The sequence below is a fragment of the Streptomyces sp. NBC_00091 genome, from assembly GCF_026343185.1.
Taxonomy (GTDB): Bacteria; Actinomycetota; Actinomycetes; order Streptomycetales; family Streptomycetaceae; genus Streptomyces.
Window position 1 is genome coordinate 858,161 of record NZ_JAPEMA010000001.1, and the last position, 25,956, is coordinate 884,116.

25 protein-coding genes, 2 pseudogenes and 1 riboswitch are annotated in these 25,956 nt (G+C 72.3%); of the genes and pseudogenes, 7 read left to right on the forward strand and 20 right to left on the reverse strand.

Translation table 11 applies throughout. The features are described 5' to 3' along the window. Positions 1-22 precede the first annotated feature (22 nt). The 6 genes from OOK34_RS03495 (at position 23) to OOK34_RS03520 (ending at position 5,831) form a co-directional block, all read left to right on the forward strand. Positions 23-1,114, forward strand: a complete 1,092-nt coding sequence (locus OOK34_RS03495; protein ID WP_267032396.1) for an LOG family protein — start codon at positions 23-25, stop codon at positions 1,112-1,114. 115 nt (positions 1,115-1,229) lie between these two features. After that, positions 1,230-2,135 (forward strand): hypothetical protein, encoded by a 906-nt coding sequence (locus OOK34_RS03500; RefSeq protein ID WP_267032397.1) that lies wholly within the window; start codon positions 1,230-1,232, stop codon positions 2,133-2,135. A gap of 75 nt (positions 2,136-2,210) precedes the next feature. Continuing rightward, positions 2,211-2,828: a hypothetical protein gene (locus OOK34_RS03505; RefSeq protein WP_267032398.1), complete on the forward strand. Its 618-nt coding sequence runs from the start codon at positions 2,211-2,213 to the stop codon at positions 2,826-2,828. 122 nt (positions 2,829-2,950) lie between these two features. After that, positions 2,951-3,181, forward strand: a complete 231-nt coding sequence (locus tag OOK34_RS03510; protein WP_267032399.1) for a ferredoxin — start codon at positions 2,951-2,953, stop codon at positions 3,179-3,181. Further along, positions 3,171-4,565: an NAD(P)/FAD-dependent oxidoreductase gene (locus OOK34_RS03515; protein WP_267032400.1), complete on the forward strand. Its 1,395-nt coding sequence runs from the start codon at positions 3,171-3,173 to the stop codon at positions 4,563-4,565. The genes OOK34_RS03510 and OOK34_RS03515 overlap by 11 nt, the downstream gene beginning before the upstream one ends. Positions 4,566-4,580: 15 nt before the next feature. Next, positions 4,581-5,831 (forward strand): cytochrome P450, encoded by a 1,251-nt coding sequence (locus OOK34_RS03520; protein WP_267032401.1) that lies wholly within the window; start codon positions 4,581-4,583, stop codon positions 5,829-5,831. A gap of 46 nt (positions 5,832-5,877) precedes the next feature. Here OOK34_RS03520 and OOK34_RS03525 read toward each other — a convergent pair whose 3' ends face one another. The 9 genes from OOK34_RS03525 to rpsB form a co-directional block, all read right to left on the reverse strand. Next, positions 5,878-6,915 carry an ABC transporter ATP-binding protein gene (locus tag OOK34_RS03525; RefSeq protein WP_267032402.1) on the reverse strand — a complete coding sequence of 346 codons (1,038 nt, stop codon included), beginning with the start codon at positions 6,913-6,915 and terminating at the stop codon, positions 5,878-5,880. Beyond that, positions 6,915-8,531, reverse strand: coding sequence for an iron ABC transporter permease (locus tag OOK34_RS03530; protein WP_267032403.1), 1,617 nt, complete (start codon positions 8,529-8,531; stop codon positions 6,915-6,917). The genes OOK34_RS03525 and OOK34_RS03530 overlap by 1 nt, the downstream gene beginning before the upstream one ends. 50 nt (positions 8,532-8,581) lie before the next feature. Next, a complete protein-coding gene (locus OOK34_RS03535; RefSeq protein WP_267032404.1) occupies positions 8,582-9,670 on the reverse strand; it encodes a thiamine ABC transporter substrate binding subunit in 1,089 nt (362 codons plus the stop codon). A gap of 86 nt (positions 9,671-9,756) precedes the next feature. Beyond that, positions 9,757-9,866: riboswitch (TPP riboswitch) on the reverse strand. Between the two features lie 58 nt (positions 9,867-9,924). After that, positions 9,925-11,037 carry a 23S rRNA (adenine(2503)-C(2))-methyltransferase RlmN gene (gene rlmN / locus OOK34_RS03540; protein ID WP_030227450.1) on the reverse strand — a complete coding sequence of 371 codons (1,113 nt, stop codon included), beginning with the start codon at positions 11,035-11,037 and terminating at the stop codon, positions 9,925-9,927. 128 nt (positions 11,038-11,165) lie between these two features. Continuing rightward, positions 11,166-12,242, reverse strand: a complete 1,077-nt coding sequence (locus OOK34_RS03545) for a phosphatidate cytidylyltransferase (protein WP_267032405.1) — start codon at positions 12,240-12,242, stop codon at positions 11,166-11,168. Next, positions 12,242-12,799 (reverse strand): ribosome recycling factor, encoded by a 558-nt coding sequence (frr, locus tag OOK34_RS03550; RefSeq protein ID WP_267011951.1) that lies wholly within the window; start codon positions 12,797-12,799, stop codon positions 12,242-12,244. The genes OOK34_RS03545 and frr overlap by 1 nt, the downstream gene beginning before the upstream one ends. A gap of 94 nt (positions 12,800-12,893) precedes the next feature. Beyond that, positions 12,894-13,673 carry a UMP kinase gene (gene pyrH, locus OOK34_RS03555; protein ID WP_267011952.1) on the reverse strand — a complete coding sequence of 260 codons (780 nt, stop codon included), beginning with the start codon at positions 13,671-13,673 and terminating at the stop codon, positions 12,894-12,896. A gap of 162 nt (positions 13,674-13,835) precedes the next feature. After that, positions 13,836-14,672, reverse strand: coding sequence for a translation elongation factor Ts (gene tsf / locus OOK34_RS03560; RefSeq protein WP_267032406.1), 837 nt, complete (start codon positions 14,670-14,672; stop codon positions 13,836-13,838). Positions 14,673-14,809: 137 nt separating this feature from the next. Continuing rightward, positions 14,810-15,718, reverse strand: a complete 909-nt coding sequence (gene rpsB / locus OOK34_RS03565; protein ID WP_267032407.1) for a 30S ribosomal protein S2 — start codon at positions 15,716-15,718, stop codon at positions 14,810-14,812. Positions 15,719-15,971: 253 nt separating this feature from the next. Here rpsB and OOK34_RS03570 point away from each other — a divergent pair. Then, positions 15,972-16,379 (forward strand): annotated as a pseudogene (locus OOK34_RS03570) (peptidoglycan DD-metalloendopeptidase family protein); the annotation flags it as partial. Between the two features lie 134 nt (positions 16,380-16,513). Here OOK34_RS03570 and OOK34_RS03575 read toward each other — a convergent pair. The 11 genes and pseudogenes from OOK34_RS03575 to lepB (OOK34_RS03625) all read right to left on the reverse strand — a co-directional run bounded on the left by OOK34_RS03575 (position 16,514) and on the right by lepB (OOK34_RS03625) (position 25,937). Further along, positions 16,514-17,074, reverse strand: a complete 561-nt coding sequence (locus OOK34_RS03575) for a TetR/AcrR family transcriptional regulator (RefSeq protein WP_267036609.1) — start codon at positions 17,072-17,074, stop codon at positions 16,514-16,516. 81 nt (positions 17,075-17,155) lie between these two features. Next, a complete protein-coding gene (gene whiG / locus OOK34_RS03580) occupies positions 17,156-17,992 on the reverse strand; it encodes an RNA polymerase sigma factor WhiG (protein WP_267032408.1) in 837 nt (278 codons plus the stop codon). A 209-nt stretch (positions 17,993-18,201) separates the two neighbouring features. Further along, positions 18,202-19,383 carry a DNA-processing protein DprA gene (dprA, locus tag OOK34_RS03585; RefSeq protein ID WP_267032409.1) on the reverse strand — a complete coding sequence of 394 codons (1,182 nt, stop codon included), beginning with the start codon at positions 19,381-19,383 and terminating at the stop codon, positions 18,202-18,204. After that, the gene (locus OOK34_RS03590) at positions 19,380-21,002 is read right to left on the reverse strand and encodes a YifB family Mg chelatase-like AAA ATPase (protein ID WP_267032410.1); all 1,623 of its coding nucleotides are present in this window, start codon (positions 21,000-21,002) and stop codon (positions 19,380-19,382) included. Before OOK34_RS03590 ends, dprA begins: the two co-directional genes overlap by 4 nt. Continuing rightward, entirely contained in the window at positions 21,002-21,373 is a 372-nt protein-coding gene (locus OOK34_RS03595; RefSeq protein WP_267032411.1) for a YraN family protein, read from the reverse strand. The genes OOK34_RS03590 and OOK34_RS03595 overlap by 1 nt, the downstream gene beginning before the upstream one ends. Before the next feature lie 140 nt (positions 21,374-21,513). Further along, the gene (locus OOK34_RS03600; RefSeq protein ID WP_267032412.1) at positions 21,514-21,834 is read right to left on the reverse strand and encodes a DUF2469 domain-containing protein; all 321 of its coding nucleotides are present in this window, start codon (positions 21,832-21,834) and stop codon (positions 21,514-21,516) included. A gap of 55 nt (positions 21,835-21,889) precedes the next feature. Then, positions 21,890-22,393 carry an NUDIX hydrolase gene (locus OOK34_RS03605; RefSeq protein ID WP_267032413.1) on the reverse strand — a complete coding sequence of 168 codons (504 nt, stop codon included), beginning with the start codon at positions 22,391-22,393 and terminating at the stop codon, positions 21,890-21,892. Next, positions 22,383-23,141 carry a signal peptidase I gene (gene lepB, locus OOK34_RS03610; protein WP_267032414.1) on the reverse strand — a complete coding sequence of 253 codons (759 nt, stop codon included), beginning with the start codon at positions 23,139-23,141 and terminating at the stop codon, positions 22,383-22,385. Before lepB (OOK34_RS03610) ends, OOK34_RS03605 begins: the two co-directional genes overlap by 11 nt. 44 nt (positions 23,142-23,185) lie before the next feature. Next, positions 23,186-24,082 (reverse strand): signal peptidase I, encoded by an 897-nt coding sequence (gene lepB, locus OOK34_RS03615; RefSeq protein WP_267032415.1) that lies wholly within the window; start codon positions 24,080-24,082, stop codon positions 23,186-23,188. Next, positions 24,051-25,156, reverse strand: a pseudogene (gene lepB, locus OOK34_RS03620) (signal peptidase I). Before lepB (OOK34_RS03620) ends, lepB (OOK34_RS03615) begins: the two are co-directional and overlap by 32 nt. Next, on the reverse strand, positions 25,149-25,937 hold the full coding sequence (gene lepB / locus OOK34_RS03625) for a signal peptidase I (RefSeq protein ID WP_267032416.1): 789 nt from the start codon (positions 25,935-25,937) through the stop codon (positions 25,149-25,151). Before lepB (OOK34_RS03625) ends, lepB (OOK34_RS03620) begins: the two are co-directional and overlap by 8 nt. Between the last annotated feature and the right edge of the window lie 19 nt (positions 25,938-25,956).

Consider the following 25,956-nt stretch of genomic DNA (forward strand, 5'->3'; position numbering starts at 1 on the left):
GCCAGCCCTTAGGGTGGGCCGAATGGTCAACGCAGACATCGAGATCGAGACGCTCGCCGAATTCGACCGGGTCGTCGCCCGGGGCTCGCTGAGCGGCTACCGCGTCCAGTCGGTCAACCTCCTCGAGCGGACCTTCGCGCTGCTGTCCGCCGACACCTCCTCGGCCGTCTTCCTCGGCTGCGCGATGGAGCCCGACGCCTCGGTGAAGGTCCGCGCGGACGGCGCGCTCGTCTTCCCGCCGGTACCGGACCTGCCCTTCAACCCGTACCGGGGTCTGCTGTACACGCCCGGGGAGCTGTTCGCCGGCCTGGCCGAAGGCTACGAGTCCACCCCGGACGCGCAGGCGTACGCCTGGTTCCAGGAGACCAAGTCCGACGGCGACATCTTCTCCTCGATGCTCCGCTCCGTCCACGACGACGCCATCTCCGACGCCCTCGACGAACACCTCGCCGGCGCCCGCGTCGTCGGCGTGATGGGCGGCCACGCCATGGCCCGGGGCGGTACGGAATACCGCGGCGCGGCGGAACTGGGCCGGGCCCTGACCCGGTCCGGGCTGACGGTCGCCACCGGCGGCGGCCCCGGCGCGATGGAGGCCGCCAACCTCGGCGCCTACCTGGCCCCCGCCCCCGACGAGGCCCTCCCCGAGGCCCTGAGGCTGCTGGCGAAGGTCCCCTCCTTCACCCCGTCGGTCTCCGACTGGGCCCGCGCGGCCTTCGCGATACGGGAGCGCTGGCCCCAGGGGGGCGACTCGGTCGGGATCCCCACCTGGTTCTACGGGCACGAGCCGCCGAACGCCTTCGCGGGCCAGATCGCCAAGTACTTCGCGAACGCCACCCGCGAGGACGGGCTGCTCGCCCGGTCCAACGCGGGCGTGGTCTTCCTGCCGGGCGCGGCGGGCACCGTGCAGGAAGTGTTCGACAACGCGACGCCGAACTACTACGAGTCGCGGTCGCGGCCGACCCCGATGATCCTGGTCGGCCGCGCCCACTGGACCGGGCACCTGCCGGTCTGGCCGCTGCTCCAGGCGCTGGCCCGGGGCCGGGCGATGGAGTCCCGGATCGCGCTGGTCGACTCGGTGGACGAGGTCCCGGACGTGCTCGCGGCCATGGCCTGAGCGGGAGCCGGGCAAAGAACCGGTCAACGAAGTGTCTTGCGGAGGCAACTTCCCGCGCCATTCCGACGTCTGGCAGAGGTACCGCCTTACCTGCCAGACGTGAACGGAGCCTCTTGTGCTCATAGGCCTGCTGACCGCTGTCGCGGCGTCCATCTGCTACGGCACGGGCTCTGTCCTGCAAGCCGTGGGCTCGCGCCGCGCCGCCCGGATGTCCCCGGCCGCCGCCGGGGTGACCGCCCACGGCGGACCGAACCTGACCTCCACCGCCAAGGCCGCGATGACCTGGGAGTTCATCGTCGGCACCATCCTCGACTTCGTGGGCTTCGGACTGGGCGCGCTGGCGGCCCGCCTGCTGCCCCTGTTCCTCTCCCAGACGGTGATCAGCGCCAACCTGGTGATCACCGCCATCCTCAGCGTGAAGATGCTGGGCATCCGGCTGACCCGCAAGGAGTGGACCTCGATCGGGGTCGTCTGCGCGGCGCTGGTGCTGCTCGCGACGGCCGCCGGCCACGAGGGCGACCACCACGCCCCGATGGCCACGCACTGGTGGCTGCTGGCCGTGACCCTGGTGATCATCGTCGGCGGCACGGTGGCCGTACGCCTCCTCGGCGGCCGGGCCGCGATCCTGGCGGGCCTGCTCTCGGGTCTGGCCTTCGGCGCGCTGGGCGTGGGCGTGCGGATCCTCGACGGCGTGGACCCCTTCGACCTGGGCACCTTCCTCGCCGACCCCGCGCTCTACGCCATCCTGGTAGCGGGATTCGGCGGCATGTACCTGCACACGGTGGCCCTCCAGATCGGCTCGGTGAACGGCGCCACCGCCGCCCTGGTCGTCGGCGAGACGGTGCTCCCGGGCGCGATCGGCGTGCTGTGGCTCGGCGACGCCTCCCGCCCGGGCCTGGCCTGGCTGGCGGTGACCGGCTTCGTGCTGGCGGTCGCCGGGGCCGTCGCGGTGGCCTGGTACGGCAACCACGACGGGGCCGAGGAGCCCGCAGAGGAGCCGGTGCCGGCGCCGGTGGCCTGACCCGTCCCGCGCGCGGGTTCACTCCCGCGGGTCCCCCGGGTGGCGGGGGACCCGCGGGTGCCGCCTGCTGAAGGCATGGAGTCCACCACCACGCGGATGCGGACGCCGCGGGCCGCCGGGACAGCCGGGCTCGTCTTCGCCGGGCTGCTCGCGGCAGCGATCGTGCTGATGCGGATCGCCGTCCCCTCCGGGAGCCCGGCCGACGCCCCCGTCGCCGAGGACGACCGCTGGGCGGTCCGGGTGGCGCTGGAGATCGTCCCGTTCGCCGGGATCTTCTTCCTGTGGTTCATGGGGGCGCTGCGTGCGCAGGCCGGCGAGGCGGAGGACCGGTTCGTCGCGACCGTGTTCCTCGGCAGCGGCTTCCTCTTCGTCTCCGCCCTGTTCGTCGCCGCCGCCGCGGCGGGCACCGTGCTCCAGGAGTCCGTCCCGCCGTCCGGATTCGGCCGCCCCTTCGCGTACACCGTGCTGTCGACGTACGCGATGCGCATGGCGGCCGTCTTCGTCTTCGCCACCTCGGCCATCGGGCGCCGTCTCGGCATCTTCCCGCGCCCGCTGGTCCTGCTGGGCTGGGTCACCGGGCTGGTGCTGCTCCTCGTCGGATCCGGTGTGCCCTGGTCCGAGCTGGTCTTCCCGTTCTGGGTGCTGGTCGTCAGCCTCCACATCCTGCGCACCAGCCTGCGCCGGCCCGCCTGAGTCCGACGGACGTCCCCCCGGCAGGCGACGGGCGGGGCACGCGCGCATGCTGGAGGAACCGGGGGGTGTCGGGGGTCGCGGGGGTCGCGGGGGTCGCCAGGTCACGGAAGGGCTGATGCCTCATGAGGCTTGTCGTGGACCTCAACCGGTGCCAGGGGTACGCCCAGTGCGCGTTCCTCGCCCCGGACGTCTTCACCATGCACGGCGAAGAGTCCCTGCTCTACGACCCGCAGCCCGACGAGGAGCACCGCGAGAACGTCGTACGCGCCGTCCACGCCTGCCCCGTCAGGGCCATCCTGCTGGACGCGGTGAACGGGTCCCTGTCGACCGCGGAGGCGCGTGGTGAGCGGTGACCTTGCCCTGGAACGGCTCAAGCGCGAAGGCCGCATCGTCGTCGTAGGGGCTTCCCTGGCCGGCCTGCGGGCCGCCGAGACCCTGCGCGAGAAGGGGTTCGCCGGATCCCTGACGATGATCGGCGACGAACCCCACGAACCGTACGACCGGCCCCCGCTGTCCAAGCAGGTCCTGCTGGGCAAGGCGGCCGCGGACCGCACGGCCCTCCCCCGCCGCCGGGACATCGACGCCAAGTGGCGCCTGGGCGTCCCCGCCGCCGGACTGGACATGGCGGCCAGACGGGTCCGGCTCGCCGACGGGGACGAGGTGGAGTACGACCGGCTGCTCATCGCCACCGGCGTCCGTGCCCGACCGTGGCCGAACGAGGAGGAGGGCGCCCTCGAAGGCGTCTTCACCCTGCGCACCCGGGACGACGGGGCCGCGCTGGAGCGCCGGCTCGCGGCCGGTCCGCGCCGGGTGCTGGTCATCGGCGCCGGGTTCACCGGCTCCGAGATAGCCTCCGCCTGCCGGGAGCGGGACCTTCCCGTCACCGTCGCCGAACGGGGCGACGCCCCCCTGGTCGGGGCCCTGGGCGGGGTGATCGGTGAGGTCGCGGCCGAGATGCACCGCGACAACGGGGTGGATCTGCGGACCGGGATCATGGTCACCTCGCTGGAGGGCGATTCCTCCGGCCAGGTACGCGCCGCGCACCTGTCGGACGGCACCGTCCTGGAGGCCGACGCCGTGATCGTCTCGCTCGGCGCCCAGCGCAACACCGAGTGGCTGGCCGGGTCCGGGCTCGGCGCGGGCCCCCGGGGCATCGCCTGCGACGCGGGCTGCCGGGCCTTCGACATCCGGGGCATCGTCACCGACGACATCTACGTGGCGGGCGACGTGGCCCGTTCCCCGCACGCCCTGTTCGGTTACCAGTTCCTGTCGCTCGAGCACTGGGGCAACGCCGTCGAGCAGGCCCAGACCGCGGCCCACAACATGCTGAGCGAAAGCTCTGACCGCCGTCCCCACATGTGGGTACCGGCCTTCTGGTCCTCCCAGTTCGGCGTGAACATCAAGTCGGTCGGCGTGCCGTCCATGGGGACCGAGATCCTGATCACCCAGGGCTCGCGCGCCGAGCACCGGTTCGTCGGCGTCTACGGCTACCAGGGGCGCGTCATCGGCGCCGTCACCTTCGACTCGTGCCGGTGGCTGCAGTTCTACCAGGAGCTGATCGAGACGACGGCGCCCTTCCCGCCGCCGTTCGCGACGGTGGACCGCAGGCCCGAGGGCAACAAGCCGGTGCCGTCCGACTTCCCCGACCCCTCGGTCCCGACGCACGGCCCGACCATCACCCTCAGCGGCTACTCACCGGCCGACCGGCGGATGACGTTCACCCCGGCGCACCACTGAGCACGAGGACCACTCATGACCCAAGACATCCTGCGGAAGATCATCGACTACTCCAGCCGGGCCGATCCGTACCCGCTGTACGAGGAGCTCCGCAAGACGCCCGTCTTCCACGACGGGAGCGGGCCGTACGTCGTCAGCACCTACTACGAGATACGGAGCCTGCTGCACGATCCCCGCATCAGCTCCGACGCCCGCAATCTGAAGTCGACCGCCGGTGACGACCCGCTGGCCGAGCCCGAGCAGGAGGGGGAAGCTGTCCTGCCGCCCGCCTTCCTGCGGCTCGACCCGCCCGAGCACGACCGGCTGCGCCGGATGACGAACCGGCCCTTCGGTCCTCCGCACTCCCCGCACCGCGTCCACGAGATGCGCGGCGAGCTCGGCGACATCGTCTCCGGGCTGATCGACGGCATCGCGGAGACGGGCCACCTGGACCGGATCGATCTGGTCGAGCAGTTCTCGTACCCCTTCCCGGTGAGCGTCATCTGCCGGCTGCTGGGCGTGCCGAGCGAGGACGAGTCCCGGTTCCACGTCTGGGCGGACACCCTCGCGGCCAGCCTGGACCCGGATCCGGACGCCGATCCCACCGAACGCCTCAAGAAGACGAACGACGCCCGGATGGAGCTCGGCATGTACCTGGCCGGGCTGATCGAGGAGCGCCGCAGGAACCCGACCGGCGACATGCTCTCGGAGCTGGCCACGGCGCAGGGCCCGGACGGCGCCATGACCACCATGGAGGTGCTCAGCACGTCGGCGCTGCTGCTGATCGCCGGGCACGAGACCACGGTCAACCTGATCACGAACGGCATGCTGACCCTGCTGCGCCACCCGGACGTCCTGGAGCGGCTGCGCACGGACCCCCTGCTGGGGGTGCCGATCGTCGAGGAGCTGCTGCGCTACGAGCCTCCGGTGCAGCTGGTCCCGCAGCGCAGCACCCTGGCCGAGATCGAGGTGGCGGGCGTGACCATCCCCCAGGGCTCCTCGCTCTGGCTGATCCTGGCCTCGGGCAACCGCGACCCCAAGCGCTTCGAGGACCCGGACCGCTTCGACCCGGACCGGGACGACATCCAGCACCTCGGCCTCGGCAGCGGCATCCACAGCTGCTTCGGGGCGCCGCTGGCCCGGCTGGAGGCGCAGCTGGCGCTGAGCGAGCTGGCCCGCAGGCTGGAGAATCCGCGGCTGCTGGAGGACCCGCCCCCGTACCGGCAGAACGCGGTGCTGCGCGGCCCGCGCCACCTGCCGATCGCCTGCGACGGCATCCGGCCCTGAGCCCCCAGCCCCAGCCCTGAGCCTTGGCCCCTGCGGCCGGGGCCCCTCAGGGCGACGGGAGGACGACCACCTCGGCGGGGCTGAAGGTCACCGCGACCCGGTCCCCCACGGCCGGCGCGCCGGCCAGCTCGCACTCGGCCTCCAGCACCGGTCCCGTCTCCGGCTTGAGCAGCAGGGCCACGTGCGTGCCCCGGAAGGTACGGGACTCCACCGTGCAGGCCAGGCCGGCCGCGCACAGCTCCACCCCCGCCGGGCGGATCAGCAGCCGCTGCTCCCCCTCGGGTGAGCCGGCCGGGACCGGGACCTTCCCCCAGACGGTGGCGGCGGCGCCCCCCGCCACCGTCCCCGGGACCACGTTCTCGAAGCCGAGGAACCGCGCCACGAACTCGGACGCGGGCCGCTGCCACACCTCCAGCGGGGTCCCGGCCTGCGCGATCCGCCCGTCCCGCATCACCACCACCCGGTCGGCCAGCGCGAAGGCCTCGCCCTGGTCGTGGGTGACGGCCAGCACCGTGGTGCCCAGCCGGGAGAACAGCCGCTGGAGTTCGACCACCAGCCGCTCCCGCAGCCCCCGGTCCAGCTGGCCGAGCGGCTCGTCCAGCATCAGCAGCCGGGGCGAGGGGGCCAGTGCCCGGGCGAGGGCCACCCGCTGCTGCTCGCCGCCCGACAGCGAGGCCACGGCCCGGCCCTGGGCCCCCGGGAGCCCGACCAGCTCCAGCAGCTCCGCGACCTGGGCCTCGTACGATCCCCTGGCGCGCGGCCCCTTCCCACGGGCCCGCATCCGCAGGCCGAAGGCCACGTTCCCGCCGACGTCCCGGTGCGGGAACAGCTGGTGGTCCTGGAACATCAGGCCCACCCCCCGCCGGTGCACCGGCACCCCGGCCTGGTCGGCCCCGCCCAGCAGCACCCGGCCGGCGGACACCGGCTGGAGCCCGGCCACCACCCGCAGCAGGGTGGACTTGCCGCTGCCGCTCGGCCCGAGGACGCACACGGTCTCGTGCTCGGCGACCTCCAGGTCCACCGCGTCCACCACCGCGCGGTCACCGAAGCGGACCGACACCCCTTCGAGCCGGAGCAGGGTCATCAGAACTCTCCCGAGGTCTTGTCGGGTCGCAGCCGCTCCAGCACCAGCAGGGACACCGCGCACACCAGCATCAGAATCGTGCTCAGGGCCATGGCCTGCCCGTAGTTCAGCTCCCCGGCCCGCCCCAGCAGCCGCGCCACGGCCACCGGCAGCGTCGGGTGGTCCGGCCGGGCGATGAAGACCGTCGCGCCGAACTCGCCCAGCGAGACCGCGAAGGCGAAGCCCGCCGCGATCAGCAGGGCCCGCCGCACCAGCGGCAGGTCCACCTCCCGCCAGGCCCGCAGCGGCGAGGCCCCGAGCACGGCCGCCGCCTCCCGCAGCCGGCCGTCGACGGCCCGCAGCACCGGCAGCATGGTGCGTACGACGAAGGGCACCCCGACCAGCGCCTGCGCCAGCGGCACCAGGATCCACGAGGTCCGCAGGTCCAGCGGCGGCTCGTCCAGGGTGATCAGGAACCCGAAGCCCACCGTCACGGCGGACACCCCGAGCGGCAGCATCAGCAGCGCGTCGAAGCCCCGTACGAAGCGGCCCGCCCGCCGGGTCAGGGCGGCCGCCGCGAGTCCGCCGATCAGCAGGGCGATGGCGGTGGCGGCGAGCGCGTACTGGAGGGAGTTCCAGACGGCCTCCAGCGGCGGCACCAGAAACGTTCCGCCCCCGGCGCCCGCGTCCTGGAGCGCCCGGTAGAAGCCGAAGCCGTACCCGCCGGGCGCGTCGAAGGACCGCTCCACCAGTACGGCCAGCGGCGCCACGATCAGCAGCGCCACCGTCAGCAGCACCCCGCCCAGCAGCCCGCGCTGCGCCCAGCCGTGCGGCGGACGCGCGGTGCGCGCCGGGTCCACGAGCCGCAGCGCGGTCTCCCGGCGGCGCACGGTCCGCGCGTGCACGGCGAGGATCGCGGCGATGGCCACGAACTGGACCATCGTCAGCACGGCGGCCGTCGGCAGGTCCAGCAGCTGCGCCGTCTGCCGGTAGACCTCCACCTCCAGGGTGGAGTACGAGGGCCCGCCCAGGATCTGTACGACGCCGAAGGAGCTGAAGGTGAACAGGAACACCATCAGCGAGGCGGCGGCCACCGCCGGCGCGAGCGCGGGCAGCGTCACCCGCCGCCACGCCGCGAAGCGCCCTGCGCCCAGCACCCGGGCGGCCTCCTCCTGGCGCGGGTCCAGCTGGGCCCACAGCCCGCCGACCGTCCGCACGACGACGGCGTAGTTGAAGAAGACGTGGGCGAGCAGGATCGCCCAGACGGTGGTGTCCAGCCGGACGCCCCACAGCTCGTCGAGCAGCCCGCCCCGCCCGACCAGCGCCAGGAAGGCGGTGCCGACGACCACCGTCGGCAGCACGAAGGGGACGGTCACCAGCGCCCGCAGCAGCTGCTTGCCGGGGAACTCGAAGCGCGCGAACACGTACGCGCCGGGGAGCGCGATCAGGAGCGTGAGCGCGGTCGAGGCGAGCGCCTGCCAGGTGGTGAACCACAGCACGTCGGCGATGTCGGGCCGGGCCAGGACCTCGCCGATCCGGCCGAACTGCCAGCCCTCGTCGGTCCTGAGCCCGCGGCCGACGATCGCGGCGACGGGGTAGGCGAAGAACAGCCCGAAGAAGGCGAGCGGCACGGCCATCAGCGCGAGTCTGACGGCCGTGGCGCGCCCGCCCTCCCGGGGGAGGCGCTCTACTTCACGACGAGCGAGGACCATGCCTTGACCCACTGCTCACGGTTGTTGGCGATGGTGTCGGGGGCGACCGTCTCCGGCTTCTCGACGACCACGCCGTGCTTCGTGAAGATCTCCGGCAGCTTCGCATCCTTGACGACCGGGTTCACGAACATCTGGAGCGGCATGTCCTCCTGGAACTTCTTGCTCACCAGGAAGTCGAGGAGCGCCTTGCCGCCCTCCTCGTTCTTCGCGCCCTTCAGCAGGCCCGCGAACTCAATCTGGCGGAAGCAGGTGCCGGTGGCGACGCCCGTGGGGGCCTCGGCCGGCTGCGGCTCGCCGTACAGGACCTCGACCGGGGGGCTGGAGGCGTAGGAGACGACCAACGGGCGGTCGCCCTTGGCCTTCTTGCCGCCGGCGGAGCCGGAGAAGCGCTCGTTGTAGGCCTGCTCCCAGCCGTCGACGACCTCGACGCCGTTGGCCTTGAGCTGGGTCCAGTAGTCCTTCCAGCCGTCCTCGCCGTACTTGCCGACGGAGGCGAGGAGGAAGCCGAGGCCGGGCGAGGAGGTCGCGGCGTTCTCGGTGACCAGGAGGTTCTTGTACTCCGGCTTGAGCAGGTCGTCCAGCGTCTGCGGCGGGGCGATCTTCTTGTCGGCGAAGTACTGCTTGTCGTAGTTGACGCAGATGTCGCCGGTGTCGACGGGGGTGACCCGGTGCCCCTTGTCGAGCACGTACTCCGGCTTGACCTCGCCCAGGCCCTTGGCCTCGTACGCGGTGAAGATCCCGTTGTCGAGGGCGCGCGACAGCAGGGTGTTGTCCACCCCGAAGAAGACGTCTCCGCGCGGGGAGCCCTTGGTCAGGATCTCCTGGTTGAGCGCCGCGCCGGCGTCCCCGGACTTCAGGACCTTGACGGTGTAGCCGCTCTGCTGCTCGAACTCCTTGAGGACCGTGTCGGTCACGTTGAAGGAGTCGTGCGAGACCAGGGTGATCGTCTTCGGGGCGTCGCCCGCGCCCGCGGGCTTGTCCTTGGCGTCGCCGCAGGCGCTGAGCGTGGTGACGCCCAGCGCGGCCGCGAGCGCGGCGCCCGCGATCTTCTTGGTGGTGCTCACTGGTGTATTCCTCCTGGGATGACCAGGAGAAGACGCGGCCCTGACCGGCGCTCTTACGGGAGCGGACGCCGGGCAGGGCGCAACAGCTTGAGTGGTGACCGAACTTCCTACCCCGAATGACCGGGGCGAGGTTCAGAGGGTCTGCGGATGACGGATACCGCACTCTCAGCGCTGTGGCGCTCCCCTGTCGGAATGATGAAGTTGTCCGGCCACAGGGTACCCCGTGGCCGGTTACGCCTCTCCGTGGCCGGAATCTAGCGCTCCGAGGCGGCGAGCTGGCCGCACGCGCCGTCGATCTCCTGGCCGCGGGTGTCCCGTACGGTCACGGGCACGCCGTGCCGGGCGATCGCCTCGACGAAGGCCTTCTCGTCCTCGGGGCGCGAGGCGGTCCACTTCGAGCCCGGCGTCGGGTTCAGCGGGATCAGGTTGACGTGTACGCGCTTGCCCTTGAGCAGGCGGCCGAGCAGGTCGCCGCGCCAGGCCTGGTCGTTGATGTCGCGGATCAGGGCGTACTCGATGGAGATCCGGCGGCCGGACTTCTCGGCGTACTCCCAGGCCGCGTCGAGGACCTCGCGGACCTTCCAGCGGGTGTTCACGGGGACGAGGGTGTCGCGCAGCTCGTCGTCGGGGGCGTGCAGGGAGACCGCGAGGCGGCACTTGAAGCCCTCGTCGGCGAAGCGCAGCATGGCCGGGACCAGGCCGACGGTGGAGACGGTGATACCGCGCTGCGACAGGCCGAGGCCGTCGGGCTCCGGGTCGGTGAGGCGGCGGATGGCGCCGACGACGCGCTTGTAGTTGGCGAGCGGCTCGCCCATGCCCATGAAGACGATGTTGGACAGCCGGGCCGGGCCGCCGGGAACCTCGCCGTCGCGCAGCGCGCGCATGCCGTCGACGATCTGGTGCACGATCTCGGCGGTGGAGAGGTTGCGGTCGAGGCCGGCCTGGCCGGTGGCGCAGAACGGGCAGTTCATCCCGCAGCCCGCCTGCGAGGAGATGCACATCGTCACCCGGTCGGGGTAGCGCATCAGCACGGACTCGACGAGCGTGCCGTCGTGCAGCTTCCACAGGGTCTTGCGGGTGGTGTCGTCGTCGCAGCTGATGTGCCGCACGACGTTCATCAGCTCCGGCAGCAGCTCCTGCTGGAGCTTCTCGCGCGAGCCCGCGGGGATGTCGGTCCACTCGGCCGGGTCGTGCGCGTAGCGGGCGAAGTAGTGCTGGGAGAGCTGCTTGGCCCGGAACGGCTTCTCGCCGATCGCGGCCACCGCCTCCCGGCGCTCGGCCGGGGTCAGGTCGGCGAGGTGCCGGGGCGGCTTCTTGGCTCCGCGAGGGGCGACGAAGGTGAGCTCTCCCGGAACGGGGCGGGCCATGGCAGGTACTCCTTGTAAGACGAAAGGCGCGCCGCAGAAGCAGCGCGCCTTCCAAGAGTAACCGCCCGGCGTGTTGTGACCCCTTTTCGCCGGTCAGCCGGTACCGACGGTCAGCCCGTACCGACGGGTCAGCCGGTACCGACGAACGCCGCCAGCAGCAGCCACACCACCGGAGCGGTCGGCAGCAGCGAGTCGAGCCGGTCCATGATGCCCCCGTGCCCCGGGAGCAGCGTGCCCATGTCCTTGATGCCCAGGTCACGCTTGATCATCGACTCGCCGAGGTCGCCCAGGGTGGCGCTGACCGCGACCGCGAGGCCCAGGATCAGGCCCTGCCACCAGGAGCCCCCGTCGATCAGGAACTCCATGCACAGGGCGCCGGCCGCCATCGCGAAGGCCACCGCGCCGAAGAGCCCCTCGCGGGTCTTTCCGGGGCTGATGCGCGGCGCGAGCTTGGTCTTGCCGAAGCGCCAGCCCACGGCGTAGGCCCCGGTGTCGCTGACCACGGTCAGCACCAGGAAGGTCACCACCCGCTGCGGACCGTCGTCGGGGGTGAGCAGCATCGCGACGAAGGTGGCCAGGAAGGGCACGTAGAACGCCGCGAAGACGCCCGCGGTGACGTCCTTGAGGTAGTCCTCGGGGGGCTCGGTCATCCGCCACACGAGGACGGCCAGCGCGGTGAGCGCCATGGCCACCCAGGCGCCCTCGGCCCCGCGGACGTATCCGGCGATGACCATCGCCGCGCCGCCGACCGCGAGCGGGACCAGCGGGGCCTTGATGCCCTTCTTCTCCTGGAGCCGGGAGGTGAGCTCCCACAGGCCGACGACGACCGCGACGACGATCACGCCGACGAAGACGGCCTTGACGATGAACAGCGACGCGAAGATCACCGCGCCGAGGCCGACGCCGACCCCTATGGCGGCACGCAGATCCCGCCCCGCGCGCTTCTTCTGCGGCGGGGGCGAGGCGTCCTGCGGGGCCTGCGAAGGCGGAGGCGGGGGGCTGGGCATGGGCTCCTGCAACGGCGTCTCGGCGCGGAACGGGGGGCCGCCGGCGAGGACGGCCCCCCGATCGCGTGCTTCCCGGTCGTCGAAGGCACGGCCGGCGGCATCGGGCACGATGGGCATGGGCGCAGTGTGCGGGCCCACCAGCGCATCGTATGCGGGACCCGCCGGAACCGGCTCCGCGGCCCAGGGAGAGTCGTTCATCAGACCTCGAGGAGCTCGGCTTCCTTGTGCTTGAGCAGCTCGTCCACCTGCGCGACGTACTTCGCGGTGGTGTCGTCGAGCTCCTTCTCGGCGCGGCGCACCTCGTCCTCGCCGGCCTCCTTGTCCTTGACGAGCTTGTCAAGGGCGTCCTTGGCCTTGCGGCGCACGGCGCGGATGGAGACCTTGGAGTCCTCGGCCTTGTTCTTGGCGACCTTGATGTACTCCTTGCGGCGGTCCTGCGTCAGCTCGGGGAAGGTCACCCGGATGATGCGGCCGTCGTTGCTCGGGTTGACACCGAGGTCGGAGTCGCGGATCGCCTGCTCGATGTTGCGCAGCGCGGACGCGTCGAAGGGCGTCACGATCGCCATGCGCGGCTCGGGCACCGCGAAGGAGGCGAGCTGGTTGATGGGCGTGATGGCACCGTAGTAGTCCGCCACGATCTTGTTGAACATCGCCGGGTGCGCACGGCCCGTGCGAATCGCGGCGAAGTCTTCCTTGGCGACGACGACGGCCTTCTCCATCTTCTCCTCGGCCTCGAGGAGGATTTCTTCGATCACCACGTGCTCCTGCATGTCAGATATGGATGGTTCAGGCGGGGCGGGGCGGTCCGGGCCGCCCGGACCGGGCCCCTGCGGGCCCGGCTCGGTGGGCTCAGGCCCGGGTGCCCTGGTCGCTCACGAGCGTGCCGATCTTCTCACCCTTGACGGCGCGGGCGATATTGCCCTCGGCGAGCAGTTCGAAGACCAGGATCGGCAGCTTGTTGTCGCGGCACAGCGTGATGGCCGTGGCGTCGGCGACCTTGAGGTCCCGGGACAGCACCTCGCTGTACTCCAGCGCGTCGAACTTCACCGCGTCCGGGTTCTTCTTCGGGTCGGAGTCGTAGACCCCGTCGACGCCGTTCTTGCCCATGAGGAGGGCCTCGGCGTCGATCTCCAGGGCGCGCTGGGCGGCCGTGGTGTCGGTGGAGAAGTACGGCATGCCCATGCCGGCGCCGAAGATGACGACGCGGCCCTTCTCCAGGTGGCGCACGGCGCGGAGCGGGATGTACGGCTCCGCGACCTGGCCCATGGTGATGGCGGTCTGCACGCGGGAGTCGATGCCTTCCTTCTCCAGGAAGTCCTGGAGGGCGAGGCAGTTCATGACCGTGCCGAGCATGCCCATGTAGTCGGACCGGGCCCGGTCCATGCCGCGCTGCTGAAGCTCGGCGCCGCGGAAGAAGTTGCCGCCGCCGATGACGATCGCGATCTCGGCGCCGTCTCGGACCACGGCCGCGATCTCGCGGGCGATGGCGTGCACGACGTCAGGGTCGACGCCCAGCCCGCCGCCGCCGGAGAAGGCTTCGCCGGAGAGCTTCAGCATGAAGCGGCGACCCTTCTTCTCGTGGTCGCTCTTGTCGTCGGATGCGGTGTGGGGGTCCACGCCCTGATTCATGGAGATCTCCTCGTGCACATACGAAGAAGGCCATTGCCGGTGGGTCCTCGCGGTTCCCTCTGCGGCAATGGCCTCCTCGTCAGATCTGCGGTCGCCCTGCGCAAGCGCGGACGACTGCTTCAGACCCTATCGGGGTCCGGTGTCCGTCGTGTACGGACGGACTCAGATGCCGACCTTGATGCGGGTGAAGCGCTTCAGGGTGACACCGGCCTCGTCCAGAACCTTCTGGACGGACTTCTTGTTGTCCAGCGCGTAGGGCTGGCCAAGGAGCGTGACGTCCTTGAAGAAGCCGTTGACGCGACCCTCGACGATCTTGGCGATCGCGGCCTCGGGCTTGCCCTCGGCGCGGGTGACCTCTTCGGCGACGCGGCGCTCGGACTCGACGACCTCGGCCGGAACGTCCTCGGCGGTCAGGTACTTCGGCGCGAACGCGGCGATGTGCTGGGCGATGCCCTTGGCCAGGTCGGCGTCGGCCTTGTCCAGCTCGACCAGGACACCGATCTGCGGGGGCAGGTCGGGCATGGTGCGGTGCATGTAGGAGGCGACGAAGGCGCCGTCGTACTGCGCGAAGCGGTCCAGGACGATCTTCTCGCCGAGGTTGGCGTTGGCCTCGTCCACGAACGCCTGGACGGTCTTGCCGGCCTCGATCTCGGACGCCAGCAGCGCCTCGATGTCCGCCGGGGAGGTGGCGGCCACGTGCGCGGCGAGCTGGTCGGCGACGACCAGGAACTTCTCGCTCTTGGCGACGAAGTCGGTCTCGCACTTGAGCTCGAGCAGCACACCGGAGGTGGCGTCGGCGGCGATCAGGGAGGTGACGGCACCGTTCTCGGCGGAACGGCCCTCGCGCTTGGCGACGCCCTTCAGGCCCTTGACGCGCAGGATCTCGTTGGCCTTGGTGACGTCACCGTCGGCCTCGACGAGCGCGTTCTTGCAGTCCAGCATGCCGGCGCCGGTGAGCTCGCGGAGCTTCTTGACGTCAGCGGCGGTGTAGTTCGCCATGAGTCTGTGATTCTCTCTCGAAGTCGTAGATCTACGGGTGAACGGCGGAGGAGCGACGCGCTCGTGGCGCGGCTCCCCCGCCGTCATCGTCCGTGCTGTGAGTGCCCGGCGCGTGAACGCCGGGCGCTCTCAGTGGGTCAGGCCTGCTCGGCGTCGGCGGCCGGAGCCTCGACGACAGCCTCGGCCTCGGCGGCCGGGGCCTCGACGACAGCCTCAGCCTCGGCGGCCGGAGCCTCAGCCGCGGGGGCCTCGGCGTCGTCGGCCTTCTTCTCGCCCTCGAGCAGGTCGCGCTCCCACTCGGCGAGCGGCTCGGCGGCGGCCTTCTCGCCCGGCTTCGAGTCACCGGTCGCGGCACCGGAGCGGGCGATGAGGCCCTCGGCGACGGCGTCGGCGATCACGCGGGTGAGCAGGGTGACGGAGCGGATCGCGTCGTCGTTGCCCGGGATCTTGTAGTCGACCTCGTCGGGGTCGCAGTTGGTGTCGAGGATCGCGACGACCGGGATGTGGAGCTTGCGCGCCTCACCGACGGCGATGTGCTCCTTCTTGGTGTCGACGATCCAGACGGCGCTGGGAACCTTCGACATCTCGCGGATACCACCGAGGGTCTTCTCCAGCTTGATCTTCTCGCGGGAGAGGACCAGGAGCTCCTTCTTGGTGAGACCCGAGGCGGCGACGTCCTCGAAGTCGATCGCCTCAAGCTCCTTCAGACGCTGGAGGCGCTTGTAGACGGTGGAGAAGTTGGTGAGCATGCCACCGAGCCAACGCTGGTTGACGTACGGCATGCCGACGCGCGTCGCCTGCTCGGCGATCGCTTCCTGCGCCTGCTTCTTGGTACCGACGAACATGATGGAGCCACCGTGCGCGACGGTCTCCTTCACGAACTCGAAGGCGCGGTCGATGTACGACAGCGACTGGAGCAGGTCGATGATGTAGATGCCGTTGCGCTCGGTGAAGATGAAGCGCTTCATCTTCGGGTTCCAGCGACGGGTCTGGTGACCGAAGTGGACGCCGCTTTCCAGCAGCTCCCGCATCGTTACGACGGCCATGGCCATCTCCTTGGTTTCTCGGTTTGGTTCCTGACGCCCCACCGCGCCCTGCCCCGTGAAGGGACCGAGAGACGCTGTCGCCTGACCGGTTTGACCGGCCGGCGCTGGGGCGTGCGAAGTCGACCCGGTGACCCGGATCGCCACGAGAAGTGTACGGGACCCGGCGGTATGCCGGGTGACGCCGTTGTCCACACCCTTTCGGCCGTCCACAGGCGCGAACCTGCCGAGCCGCCCGCGCGGGACCCTCTGGGACATGACGAAACTGCTGCTCATCCTGCTTCTGGCAGTGTCCCAGCCATTGTCCCCGGCCGTCGCCGCGCCGCCGGATCCGGCGGCCTCGACACCCCCGCCCCGGCCGGCCGCGGCGCCGGCCGCGCCGGCGCGCGGGGTGCGGCCCCTGCCCGCGCCGCTGTCCGTGGCGCGCTGGTGGGACCCGCCGCCGACCCCGTACGCGGCCGGGCACCGCGGTGTGGACCTGTCGGCGCCGGCCGGGGCGCGGGTACGGGCCGTGGGGCCCGGGCGGGTGCACTACGCCGGGCAGGTCGCGGGCCGCGGGGTGCTCTCGCTCACCCTCCCGGGCGGCCTGCGCACGACGTACGAGCCGGTACGGCCGCTCGTCGCGGAGGGGGAGGCGGTCACGGCGGGGCAGGTGGTGGCGGTGCTCACGGAGGGCTCCCACTGCCCGGGCCCCTGCCTGCACTGGGGCCTGCTGGCCGGGGAGAACGCCTACCTCGACCCGCTGACCCTGCTCCCGCGGCCCACGCCCCGGCTGCTGCCGGCCGCGCCGCAGGCCCTTCAGGAGACGGCGACGCCCCGCAGGGCCATGGAGACGGCGGTCTCGGTGATCACGGCCGGGTCCTCGGCGGCGCCGAGCTCGATCCGGCGGGCCGCGGCGTCCACGACGCCCTGGAGCAGCATCGCGGCCAGCCGGGGCTCCGGCAGCCCGAGGGCGCCCAGAGCCTCGACGATCATCGCCACGAGACCGCCGTGCGCGGCGCGGATCTTCTCCCGCGCACCCGCGTCCAGCTCGCCGGCGGAGATCGCCACCACCGCGCGGTGACGCCGGTCCCCCACCAGCCCCAGCTGGGTGCGCACGTACGCCTCGATCTTCGCCTCCGGCGTCTGCTCGCGCTCCATCGCCGCCTCGATCTCGGCGGCCCAGACGGGGAAGTCCACCGCGCACAGCTCTTCGACGACGGCCGCGCGCGACCGGAAGTACTCGTACACGGACGACCGGGCGAGCCCGGTCCGCTCCGCGAGGGCGGGGAAGGTCAGGGCTTCCGTCCCGCCTTCGGACAAGAGGGAACGCGCGGCGTCCAACAGGGCGCCGCGCTGCATCGACCGGTGCTCGGCCACGGAGGCCGCTCGAATCCTGGGCACGTCACCACTGTACGGAGGTCCCGCAAGGCCGACGCCGCCGATGCGCCCGGCGCCCGGTCAGCGGCCGACGTCGGCGAGCTTCGCCCGCAGCTGGAGCACGGATTTGGTGTGGATCTGGCTGACCCGGCTCTCGGTGACACCCAGCACGTTGCCGATCTCGGCGAGGGTCAGGCCCTCGTAGTAGTAGAGGGTGACCACCGTCTTCTCCCGCTCGGGGAGGGTGTTGATGGCCCGTGCGAGCAGTCTGCGCAGCTCCCGGTCCTCGGCCACCTCCACCGGGTTGTCCGCGGCGTGGTCCTCCAGGGTGTCCATCAGGGAGAGCCGGTCGCCGCCCTCGCCGCCGACGTGCAGCAGCTCCTCCAGCGCGACCACGTTGGCCAGGGACAACTGGCTGAAGACCGTGTGGAGTTCCTCCACCGCGATCCCCATCTCCCCCGCGACCTCGCCCTCCGTCGGGGTGCGCCGCAGCTGGGCCTCCAGCGTGGCGTAGGCGCGCTCCACGGCCCGCGCCTTCTGCCGTACGGAGCGCGGGATCCAGTCCAGCGCGCGCAGCTCGTCGATCATCGCGCCGCGGATCCGGGTGATCGCGTACGTCTCGAACTTGATGGACCGTTCGATGTCGAACTTCTCGATGGCGTCGATCAGTCCGAAGACCCCGGAGGAGACGAAGTCGGCCTGTTCCACATTGGGCGGCAGGCCCACGCTGACCCGGCCGGCCACGTACTTCACCAGCGGCGAGTAGTGCAGGATCAGCTGCTCCCGCAGCCGCTCGTCACCCGAATCCTTGTATGAGCGCCAGAGCACCTCGAGGGACGAGGGCGCGGTGGACCGCACGCTGCCACGAGCAGCGGGGGGCACCGCAGCGCGGTCGGACCCTGGGGTGTGCTGGGGCATGCTTCGCCTTTGCCGGAGCGGGATTCCTTGGGAGCGTAGCGTGACGGAAGTGTCGCGGTGCGCGAAGAGTACGGGATGGCGCAGGGGCGCAGGGGCGCCCGTCCTCGCACGGGCGACCCGGGACCGGCGCCTTGCGCACGGTCCCGGCGGCTGCCACCGGGAAGACCGCGTCTCTCATCGCCTTCACTCTTTCACCGGAACGCCCCAGGTCAACGACCGCCTCGCCGGTCGGCTCCGGATTGCGCCCCGCCGCGGGAGGTCCTCGGGGTCAACTGCCAGCCGTCGCCCTGCCGTTCGACGAACCCCAGAGAGTGAAGTTCGTACAGTCTGCCGATGACTTCATCGGTGCCGACGCCCGCCGCGAGGCCGATCTCGTCCAGACCGGCGGGGCGGCCGGCCGGGAGGGCTTCGAGCACCCGTGCGGCGCCGGGGTCCAGCAGGTCCCGGGCGAGGACCGGGCCGCGCCGGGCGGGAGCCAGCTCGCCCATGTCGCCGACCAGCTCGACCACCTCGGCCGCGTCGGTGACCAGCACCGCCTCGCCGCGCAGCAGTTCGTGCACACCGGCCGAGAGGCCGCTGGTGGCGGGCCCGGGGACGCCCATGGTGAGGCGGCCCAGCTGCTGGGCCCGGCGGGCGGTGACCAGGGAGCCGCTGCGGTGGGCGGCCTCCACGACCACGGTTCCCCGGGTGAGGGCGGCGATGACCCGGTTGCGCAGGACGAACCGGCTCGGGGTGGGGTGGCTGCCGGGCGGCAGCTCCCCCAGCACCAGCCCCTGGCGCGCGATCCGGCCCAGGAGCCCGGCGTGGCCGCGCGGGTAGCCCACGTCCACCCCGCAGGCCAGCACCGCCGCCGTGGCGCCGCCCGAGGCCAGGGCCCCGCGGTGGGCGGCGCCGTCGATCCCGTACGCCGCCCCGGAGACCACCACCCAGCCGCGCTCGGTGAGCCCGGCCGCCAGGGTCTGGGCCATGTGGGCCCCGTACGGGGTGCACGCGCGGGCCCCGACCACGGCGACCGAGCGCAGGGCCCAGGTCCGCAGGTGGGGCCTGCCCCGCAGCCAGAGCCCGACGGGCCGGGCGTCGCCGAGGTCGTCCAGCTGGGTCGGCCACTCCGTCGAGCCCGGGCAGACGAACCGGCCGCCCGACCCGTCGGCGGTCGCCAGGTCCCGCAGCGGGTCGGCGAGGGCGGCCCGTCTGCGGTATCCGGCGAGCCGCTCGGGCCCCACCCCGGTCAGCGGCCCGGGCTCCGGGCCGGGGCCGGTCAGCAGCCGTATCAGGGCGACGGCCCCGAGCTCTCGGAGCCAGCGCCCGCCCTGCTCGTCCCCCGGCTCCAGCACCCTGGTCAGCGCGGCCCGGGCCAGGAACTCCGGATCGGGCCGCCCCCCGGGGGTCACGAGCCCGCCCCCATGGCCAGCGCGGCCCCCCGGGCGATCCCGGTGCGCAGCTCGAGCGCGACGGCCACGTCCAGCACCTCGGGGCGCTCGCGGCCCCGCAGGTCGGCGACGGTCCAGGCGACCCGCAGCACCCGGTCCAGCCCCCGCGCGGTGAGCAGTCCGCGCTCCATGTCCCGCTCGGCCTGGGCCAGCGCGCCGGGGCCGGCCGGCCAGCGGGTGCGCAGCTCGTGCCCGGGCACCTCGGAGTTGAGCCGCCACGGGGTGTCGGCGAGCCGGGCGGCGGCCCGCTCGCGGGCTTCGCGGACCCGGTCGGCGACGGTGGCGGTGGCCTCCCCCCGGCCGCCCCGGCCCAGCAGGTCGCAGCGGGTCACGGGCTCGACCTCGACCCGCAGGTCGACCCGGTCGAGGAGCGGCCCGGACAGCCGGGCCTGGTAGCGCCGGATCACCGAGGCGGGGCACTCGCAGCCGGAGCCGTTCAGGGTGTGGCGGCCGCAGGGGCAGGGGTTCGCCGCGAGGACCATCAGGAACCGCGCGGGCAGCCGTACCACCCCGGCGGCCCTGGCGATGACCACGTGCCCGGCTTCCAGGGGCTGGCGCAGGGCGTCCAGCACCTTGCCGCTGAACTCCGCGGCCTCGTCCAGGAAGAGCACGCCCCGGTGGGCCAGGGAGACCGCTCCGGGCCTGGGAATCCCGGCCCCGCCGCCCACCAGCGACTGCATGGTCGCGGAGTGGTGCGGGGCGCAGTACGGGGGCCGGCCGACCAGCGGTTCGCCGGGCGGCAGGATTCCCGCGACCGAGTGGACGGCCGTCACCTCCAGGGAGTCCTGTCGGGTGAGCGGCGGCAGGATCCCGGGCAGCCGCTCGGCGAGCATCGTCTTGCCCGCGCCCGGGGGCCCGCTGAGGAAGAGGTGGTGGCCCCCGGAGGCCGCCACCTCCAGGGCCCGGCGGGCGCTGTGCTGGCCTGCCACGTCGGCGAGGTCGGGGAAGTCCCCGGCGTCGCCCCGGCCCGAGAGCCCCGTACCGAGTCCGGCGCCCGGCAGGACCAGCCCCGCCAGCATCGGGTCGGGACGCCCCGCCCGCTCGGGCGGGTCCTCCTCGGGCACCACCCCGTCGGTCAGCACCGCGATCAGCTGCCGCAGGCTGCGCACCCCCAGCACCGAGACGTCCGGGACCAGGGTGGCCTCGGCCGCGCACTGCTGGGGCACCACCACCTGCCGGTACCCGGCCTCGGCGGCGGCGAGCACGGCCGGGAGGATCCCCCGGACCGGGCGCACCCGGCCGTCGAGGCCCAGCTCCCCGATGAGCACGAGGTCGGCGATGGCTGCGGGGTCGACCACCTCGGCGGCCCCCAGGACCGCCGCGGCCACGGCCAAGTCGAAGTGGGCGCCGGCTTTCGGTACGGAGGCCGGGCTCAGCCCGACCGTGAGCTTCTTCTGCGGCCACTGGGCGCCGGAGTTCACCACCGCCGCCCGTACCCGGTCCCGGCTCTCGACCAGGGTCTTGTCGGGCAGCCCCACCAGGGTGAAGGCGGCCACCCCCGGTTCCAGGTCGGCCTGGACCTCCACCAGTACGCCCTCGACGCCCACCAGGGCCACCGAGCAGGCCCGCGCGAACCCCATCAGGCCGCCCCCCTGACGTGCTCCACCACGGGCGCTCCGCGCCGGGGCAGGAGGACCGCGACCAGGTCGATCCGCACTCCGCCGGTCGGCGGCCCCCCGTGGTCGGCGAGCCAGCGCCCGGCGAGCCTGCGCAGCCGCTCGGCCTTGCCGGCCCGGACGGCGGCCATCGGGTGCTCGAAGTCACCCCCGCGGCGCGTCTTGACCTCGCACACGACGAGGGCGTCCCCGTCGCGGGCGACGATGTCGATCTCCCCGCTGCGGCACCGCCAGTTCCGGGCGATCACCGTCATCCCGGACTCGGTCAGCCTCCGCGCGGCGAGCTCCTCGCCGTACCGCCCCAATGCCTGCTGTGCCACGCCCTTCGCGTTCATCCGGCACCACCTCCGGCACCGACGGTCCCGCGAACCGGCCCAGCGAGTGGATCTTGGTGGACAACCAGGGCGTTGTGGACAACCCGCTCACCCCCCAGGGTGAACCGCCGGCGGATCAGCCCGGCGGATCAGCCCGCGGATCAGCCCGGCAGGTCGCCGCCCGGCAGCTCGAGGTCGCTCTTGTTGAGCTCCTCGATGTTCACGTCCTTGAAGGTCAGCACCCGGACCTGCTTCACGAAGCGGGCGGGCCGGTACATGTCCCAGACCCAGGCGTCGGCCATCGAGACCTCGAAGAAGACCTCCCCCTGGACCGAGTGCACCTGCATCTCATAGTCGTTGGTGAGGTAGAAACGACGTTCGGTCTCGATCACGTACTTGAACAGCCCGACGACGTCGCGGTACTCGCGATAGAGCTTCAGCTCCATCTCGGTCTCGTACTTCTCGAGGTCCTCGGCGCTCATGGCATGTTCCCCTTCAGCCGTGCGTCCCCCTATTGTGCGCCAGCGCCGTGCGCCCCTAAACGATTTCGGGGGCGAGGACCACCGGAGCGCCCGGAGGACCGTCGTCGAGCAGCGTCCGGAGCAGCTCGGCCAGTCTGGTCGGGTACACCGTCTCACGGGCCGCGAGAAGTTCCTCGGAGGTCCACCATCTGGCCCCCGTGACGCTGCGCCGCTCCAGCTCGGTGAGGCCGCCCATCCCGGTCGCGGTCTGGGCGGTCCGGGCCAGGAAGTACCACTCGTCCTGTTCCCAGCGCCTGCCGTCGAAGGGGAAGGCGCAGTACCGGTGCCACAGCACCGGCCCCAGCTCCACGTCCGTGATCCCGGTCTCCTCCGCCAGCTCCCGCAGGGCGGCCTGTTCCCGGGTCTCGCCGCCCTCCAGCCCGCCGCCGGGGGTGAACCACCAGTCGTCGGCGGGATCGTCCGGCTCGCAGCCGTGCAGCAGCAGGATCCGGTCCTCGGGATCGAGGAGGATCACCCGTGAGACCTTCCGCGGAGGGGTCCCCGCCGGCTCAGCGGCCATCGGAGCCCGCCCGCCCGCGCCCACGTCCCCGGAGCCGTGCGAGCGGCCCGTAGGCACCGCCCAGCACCACCAGGGCGCCTCCTGCCAGTACCGCGGCCACCTGGAGCCGCAGCGGCCCGTGGCCGGAGATCCCGCCGGGCATGGCGGCGAAGACCTGCGGCCGCTCGAGCGTCTTCACGGACGGCCAGGCCAGGGCGTCGACCCGGGCGACGACCGCCGACCGGGGCACCGTCCCCTGACCGCTCTCCTGCAGGTGCGCCCGGGAGTCCAGCGAGCCCCCGCGCCGGTCGCCCATCAGGAAGAGGTTGCCCTCGGGCACCTTCACCTCGAACGAGGTCGTCCCCGCGGCCGCCGCGTCGCCGCCCGACCGGTCGACGTACGGCTCGTCAAGCGGCTTGCCGTTCAGGGTCACCCCGCCGCCCTTGCCGCAGCAGGCGACGGTGTCGCCGCCCACGGCCACGACCCGCTTGAGCATGGGCGAACTGCCCCACACGGTGTCGGTGAAGACGACCACGTCCCCGCGCCGCACCTCGCCGCCGCCGATCCGCTGCGCCAGCACCCGGTCGCCCGGCTGCACCGTCGGCACCATCGAGTCGGTCGGCACCGTGTACGGCTGGTACACCAGCGCTCCCCAGACGAAACCGCCCAGGAAGAGCACAAAGCCGATGGCCACGGCGATCCCCGACAATGTGTTGCCGAGGCCGCCGCGGCCATCCTTGCGCTCGCGTATTGCCTGCGTTCCGCCCATTGCAGCGCCCCCACACCTCGGAGATCGTCGACCTGGGCGGCACCCTACCGGGCGGTACGCCCCTTGGTCAGCCTCCGCCGGCGCCACATGACGAGGGGCACGGCCCCGACGAGTCCCAGCGCGGCCGGGGCGACCCCGGCCGGGCCCAGCCCACTGGCCTGCGGCGAGTGCAACGGCGCCGGGGGCTGCTTGCCGATGCCCGGCTGGTCGAAGGTGTCCGGAACGGGGAGCGTGGACCAGCGGGTGACCGGCCACGCGACCACCACGGCCCGCCCGACGACGTCCTTGACCGGCACGAAGCCCTGGGTGGAGTCCTGCTGGTGGTAACGGGAGTCCTGGGAGTTCTGGCGGTGGTCGCCCATCACCCAGATCTTGCCCTTGGGCACGGTGATCGGACCGAAGGGGAAGTCGTCGCACGCGCTGTTCCCGGGGAAGATGTACGGCTCGTCCAGCGCCTTGCCGTTGACGACGACCGGTCCCCCCTTCTTGCACTCCACGGTGTCCCCGCCGATGGCGATGGTCCGCTTGATCAGGTCCTTCTCGTCGGCGGACGGCATCAGACCGATCTTGCTGAGGATCTGCTGCGCGAAGTTGGGATCCGGGGTGGCCTCCCCGGCCAGCCAGTTCGCGGGGTCGTGGAAGACCACGACCTCGCCGCGCTCGGGCTCCGAGCCGAACCACGGGGTCAGCTTGTCCACGAGTACCCGGTCACCGCGCTGCAAGGTGTTCTGCATCGAGTCGGACGGGATCGAGAACGCCTGCACCAGGAAGGTCTTGATCAGCAGGGCCAGCAGCAGGGCGATACCGATGAGGAGCGGGAGCTCCTTCCAGAAGGAACGGTGCGGCCGCTCCTCGGCCCCGCCCTCCTCGGTCTCGTGCCCGACGGCGTCGTCCGGCCGCTCCTCGCCCTCATCGCGTCCGGATCGTGCGCCTACCGCCACATCCCCCACATCCACTCCTCACTCGGAAAACCGCCGCCCGCACCGGATCCGACACGGGCCCTCCCCTCCCTTAACGAGCGGGAGTTCCCTAAGGCGCGGGAGACCGGGACCACACTATGCGAACAGCGTGCCCCGGCGGCGCCGACCGGGCCCGCGACGGCGCCCGCCGCGTACGGGATCCGGCACCGAGAGGAAGGTCGCGGGCTGATCGAGTCCGCGCCAGTGGTCGAAGGGCCAGGCGATCACCACGGCCCGCCCCACCACGCCCTTCTCGTCGATGGTGCCCTCGAAGGCCTCGTCGAGGTGGTAGCGGGAATCGGCCGAGTTGGCGCGGTGGTCGCCCATCACGAAGATCCGCCCGGCCGGTACGCGCACCTCGAAGCGGATCTCGGAAGGAGCGTTGCCCGGTGACACGTAAGGCTCATCGAGCGGCGCGCCGTTGACGGTCACGCGGCCCCGGGCGTCGCAGCACTGGACGGTGTCCCCGCCGATGCCGACGACCCGCTTGATCAGATCCTGCTCGTCCGCCGAGGGCAGCAGGCCGATGAAGGTCAGGGCCTGCTTGATCTGCTTGAGCCCGGCCGGGTCCTGGGCGGGCCTGGCGGCCTCGCCCCTGAGCCAGCCGCCCGGGTCCTTGAACACCACGACGTCGCCCCGCTCGATCTTCGAGCCGAACCACGGCGTCAGCTTGTCCACCAGTACCCGGTCCCCGATCCGGATCGTCTGCTCCATGGAGCCGGACGGGATGAAGAAGGCCTGTACGAGGAAGGTCTTGAGCACCAGGGCTATGCACAGCGCGACCGCCACCAGCAGCGGCAACTCGCCCACCCGCCGGGTACGCCTGCGCCGCCGGACCTTGCGCGCCAGCCGGCGCCGCTCGGCCCGCCCGCCGCCCTCCGCCGCCGGCTCCGCCACGGGATCCGGCGAAGGCCCCGCTTTCGGCTTGGGGGCCTTGGGGGGCTTCGGAGCTTTGGCAGGCTCGGGAGGCTTCGGCCTCGACCGCGGACGCTCTGGTTCCGGTTCCCGCCCGGGTTCCGGCCGGCCCGCGCCCCTCGGCCGCCCCCGGCTACCCATGCGAGCCGTCCCCGCCCCGCGCCCCGGGCACCGAACCCCAGCGCGACACCGGCCAGCCGATCCAGTCGGCCCGCCCGATAACCTTCTCCACCGGCACCATCCCCCCGCCCGGCTCCCCCAGGTGGTCCCGGGAGTCCCGGGACTGGGACCGGTGATCGCCCATGACCCACAGGGTCCCCAGGGGTACGACGATCCGGAAGGGCACCTTCGAGGGCGTGTCACCGGGGTGCACGTACGGCTCCGCCAGCGGGACCCCGTTGACCTGGATCCGGCCCCCCGCGTCGCAGCACACCACGTCGTCCCCGCCGACGCCCACGACCCGCTTCACGAAGTCGGTGTCGGAGGGCTCCGCGAGCCCGAGCGCCGCGAACGCCCCGTGCAGGGCGTCGCCGACCGGGTTCCCGCCCGCGGGTTCCCGTACGAAGGACCCGGCGCCGTCGAAGACCACCACGTCCCCCCGCTGCGGCACGCCGCCGAAACGGTACGCCAGCTTGTTGACCAGGACCCGGTCCCCCACCTGCAGGGTCGGCTCCATGGACCGGCTCGGGATCTGGAAGGGCTGGACGACGAAGTTGCCGAGCAGCAGCAGGAAGACGGCGCAGAGCACCCCGAGCAGTCCGGCCCGCCGCCAGGGCCGCGAAGCGGCACGCTCCCCGAAGGACGCGGAACGGGAAACCGCCGAGCGGGAAAACGCAGAGCGGGAAAACACAGAACGCGGCCGCCCCTCCCCCTGTTCGGGGGAGGAGTGGCCGCGCTGTGTGAGCTCTGCTTCGGTGTCCATCGGGGGCGAGCCTATCCGG